The sequence below is a fragment of the Halorubrum sp. AJ67 genome (genome assembly GCF_000513435.1).
The window spans coordinates 107,464-110,956 of record NZ_CBVY010000007.1 but is presented as its reverse complement, the minus strand read 5'-3'; the positions used below and the strand labels follow the sequence as shown (position 1 = coordinate 110,956).

Here is a 3,493-nt window from a genome sequence, read left to right as displayed (position 1 = left end):
CTGCGGCCGGAATCGGTTGACCGGCTCACCGGTCGCGACTACCCGCCCTGGGAGAACCGGTTCGAGTCGCTGGGCCGCGTCCGCGGCGGTAACTGGGACCGCCGACCGCTCTCCGCGGACCCCGAGCGGCACCCGTCCGGTCCGGCTCTACGGCGGAGACGAGATGCGCGAGACGGTCCTATACCGGTCGCTTCGGAACCACTTCGAGGCGGACACGCCGTGGGACGAGACGGCCCTGTTCGCCGTACTCACGGAGGAGATTGACGCCGGGCGTGCGGTCTGGCACGACTGCGACACGGAAGCGGCCGTTCGTCGCCGGTGTGAGCGCCTCGACGACCTGTACGAGACGCTCCGCCGGGACGGGTACCGGTCCCAGTTGGAACTCGCCCGGCGGAATCGGGTGGCTCCCGGCCCCGACGCGTTCCCGCGCGTGATGCGTCACGAGATCGCGGTCGACGTGAGCCGCGACGGCGAGCCGCTGCTCGTGGAGGGGAAACACCGGCTGATGCTCGCCGACCTGCTCGGCGTGGACTCCGTGCCCGCCGTCGTCTACGTCAGACATCCGGAGTGGCTGGCGAAGCGGGACGCGGCCGGGACCGAGGCATCGGGCCGTGGACGCCGTTCCGATTCGGGCGCGGAGCGGTTCTGACTCGGGTCGCGGCGTCGAGGAGAGCGCGGCCGACGCCGCTCACTGTCGTTCGTACATGTCCGCGTACGGGCCGTCCCCCGCGACGAGCTCCCCGTGTGCGCCCGACTCGCGGATGCGGCCGTTCTCGACGTAGTGGATCCGGTCCGCGTCGACGACCGTCGAGAGGCGGTGTGCGATGACAACGAGCATCTGGTCGTCCTGCCCCCGTTCGATGCCCGCGTGGACCGCGGCTTCGAGGTTCGTGTCCAAGTCGCTCGTCGCCTCGTCGAGCACCAGTATCTCCGCGTCCTTCAACAGGGCCCGAGCGATGGCGACGCGCTGTCGCTGTCCCCCCGACAGCTTGACCCCGTCCTCACCGAGCACGGTGTCGTACCCGTCGGGGAGTTCGTCGAGGAACTCGGTCACCGACGCGAGCTCGCAGACCCGCTCCATCTCCGCTTCGGTCGCGTCGCGGTTGCCGACGGTCACGTTGTACCGCAACGACTCGTCGAAGATGAACGGCTTCTGGCGGACGACCGCGACGTTCGACCGCCACTCCGTCAGATCGAACCGATCGATCGACCGACCGTTCGCGACGACAGCGCCCCCGTCGGGGTTGTAGAGGCGGGCGCTCAGCGAGGCGATCGTGGACTTCCCGGCCCCGGAGGGACCGACGAACGCGACGAAATCGCCCCGCTCGACCTCGAAGGAGACGCCGTCGAGGACTCGCTCGCCCCGGTCGGGCGGTTCGGGTTCGCTCCGCGCGTCGGCGGCGGGTGCGGGTTGGTGGGCACCCACACTGCTGCCGCCGTCACTGCGCGTCTGCCCCGAGTCGGCACCGATCGCGGTCGCCCGCGTCCGGTAGCGGAAGTCGACGTCCCTGAACGAGAACTCGGTGACGGGCACCGGAACCGACTCGTCACCCTCGTCGACCTCCTCGTAGTCTTCGAGTGTATCGATGAACCGCCAGGTCCGAACGAGGTGCGGGAGGTTCTCCTCTATCTTGTAGAACGTCTTGTTCAAGCTACTCACCTGCGGGGCGAGACGGAACATCGTGAACAGGTACATCCCGAGCGCGCTGAGCGTGAGCGACGCGTACGACACCGCGAAGTAGATGAGCGCGAAGATGGCGAGCGAGGCCGCGAGCGCGTACAGCTGGTTGAACGCGAGTCGGTTCCGCCGGAGCTTGATCTTCGCCCGGGTGTGCTCGTCGATCACGCCCTGGAAATCGCCGAAAACCTCCTCGGTCATCGTGAACAGCTTCACGTCCCTGATCCCCTGTGTCCCCGTCTGGATCGCCCGTTGGAGTTGTTCGTTGGCGTCGGCGACGCGGGAGCCGATCGACAGCGCCGAGTCGAACACCGTCCGAATGAGGAACACCAGAACGCCGAGCACGCCGACGCCGACGACCGTCAGAACCGGCGCGAGATACAGCGCGATCGCCGTGTACGTCACCGCCAAGAGGAGCTGTTTGAACCCGCCGGTGATGTCGCGGATCACTCGGCTCGCGTACTTCGACTGCGTGACGATGGCGTTAAGCACCTCGTCGGAGCCGTGGGCGTCGAAGTACGACACCTGCGCGCCGACGGCGCGTTCGAACGCTTGCGTCTTCAGCTCACGCATGTAATGCGTGCGGAGGATCGCTTCGAGCCAGCCGACGACGATGCGTAGCAGGACCCTGACCGTGATCACGAGCGCGACGCCGACGACGGCCGTCGCCAGCGTCAACGGGATGCCGACTGCCCCGTAGACGCGGGCGAACACGCTGCCGATGAGGCCGCCGTCGGGGACGCCGCCGGCTCCCGACCCCTGTACCTGCTCGATGATCGGAACTAAAAACGCGATCCCGACGCCTTCGAGCGCGGCCGTCAGGACGCTGAGTACGATGATCGCGGCCGCGAGCGGCGGATTGAACCCCGCCACCCGCTTGACCGCGGCGAGCCGTTCCCGTATCGAGAGCTCGATTCCGAGCTCCGCTGACTCGTTCATTGAACCCATCCACTAAGGCGGGACCCATTATTATAGAGCTGCTACCGCGGGCTCGGGCGTCGGGGCCTCCGGCGAGTCGGGTCGCGATCACCGTCGTGCGGGCGGCCGTCGCCTCCACGCCCGGGGTCGCTCGGTCACAGTCGGGGAGACGCCCGGTATGGAGCGGGTACTGATGTGTCCGGGCGGGTTTCTGATGGACGATTACGATGTCTCGTCCCGCCCCGCTCGTGTCGGTCGTCATCCCGACCCACTACCGGAACGACAGGCTCGCAGCGGCCATCGAGAGCGTCCGCGCCCAGACGTACGAACCGATCGAGGTGTTGGTCGTCGACGACTCCGGCGAGCGACACGCCGAACCGGTCGCCGAGGCGTACGACGTCCCGTATCTGGGCTTCGACGAGAACCGCGGCTCGAACGTCGCACGGACCGTCGGGACCCGGCGAACGTCGGGGAGGTACCTCCAGTACCTCGACGACGACGACCGACTTCACCCGCGGAAGCTCGAACGGCAGGTGGCGCTGTTGGAGAACGCCCCCGACGCCGGCGTCGCCTACTGCGGGATGGAGTTCGAGGACGGCGGCACGGTGCGACCGGACCCGGCCGTCCGCGGCGACGTCCTCGACGCGGCCCTCTCGTTCGACCTCTACCCGTGTCAGACGACGACGATGCTGGCCGACCGCGAGGTCGTCGAAGCCACGCTCCCGTGGAAGAACCGTCCCGGTGCCGACGACTTCGGGCGCGATGCTCGAGCTGGCGCGCCTGACCGAGTTCGAGTTCCTCGACGAGCCGCTCGTCGTGCGCGGCGTGATCCCGGACTCGCGGGGCAAGTCGATGGGCGTCTTCCACGGACGCCTCGAGATCGTCCGCGAGTACGAG

Annotated in this window: 2 protein-coding genes and 1 pseudogene; 2 read left to right on the top strand and 1 reads right to left on the bottom strand. The window is 68.2% G+C overall.

All coding sequences use genetic code 11. The features are described 5' to 3' along the window. Positions 1-163 precede the first annotated feature (163 nt). Positions 164-649: a hypothetical protein gene (locus BN903_RS08190; RefSeq protein WP_048077281.1), complete on the top strand. Its 486-nt coding sequence runs from the start codon at positions 164-166 to the stop codon at positions 647-649. A 39-nt stretch (positions 650-688) separates the two neighbouring features. Here BN903_RS08190 and BN903_RS08185 read toward each other — a convergent pair whose 3' ends face one another. Next, on the bottom strand, positions 689-2,617 hold the full coding sequence (locus BN903_RS08185) for an ABC transporter ATP-binding protein (RefSeq protein WP_048077280.1): 1,929 nt from the start codon (positions 2,615-2,617) through the stop codon (positions 689-691). A gap of 206 nt (positions 2,618-2,823) precedes the next feature. Between BN903_RS08185 and BN903_RS15835 the strand changes: the two are divergent. Continuing rightward, positions 2,824-3,264 (top strand): annotated as a pseudogene (locus BN903_RS15835) (glycosyltransferase family 2 protein); the annotation flags it as partial. Between the last annotated feature and the right edge of the window lie 229 nt (positions 3,265-3,493).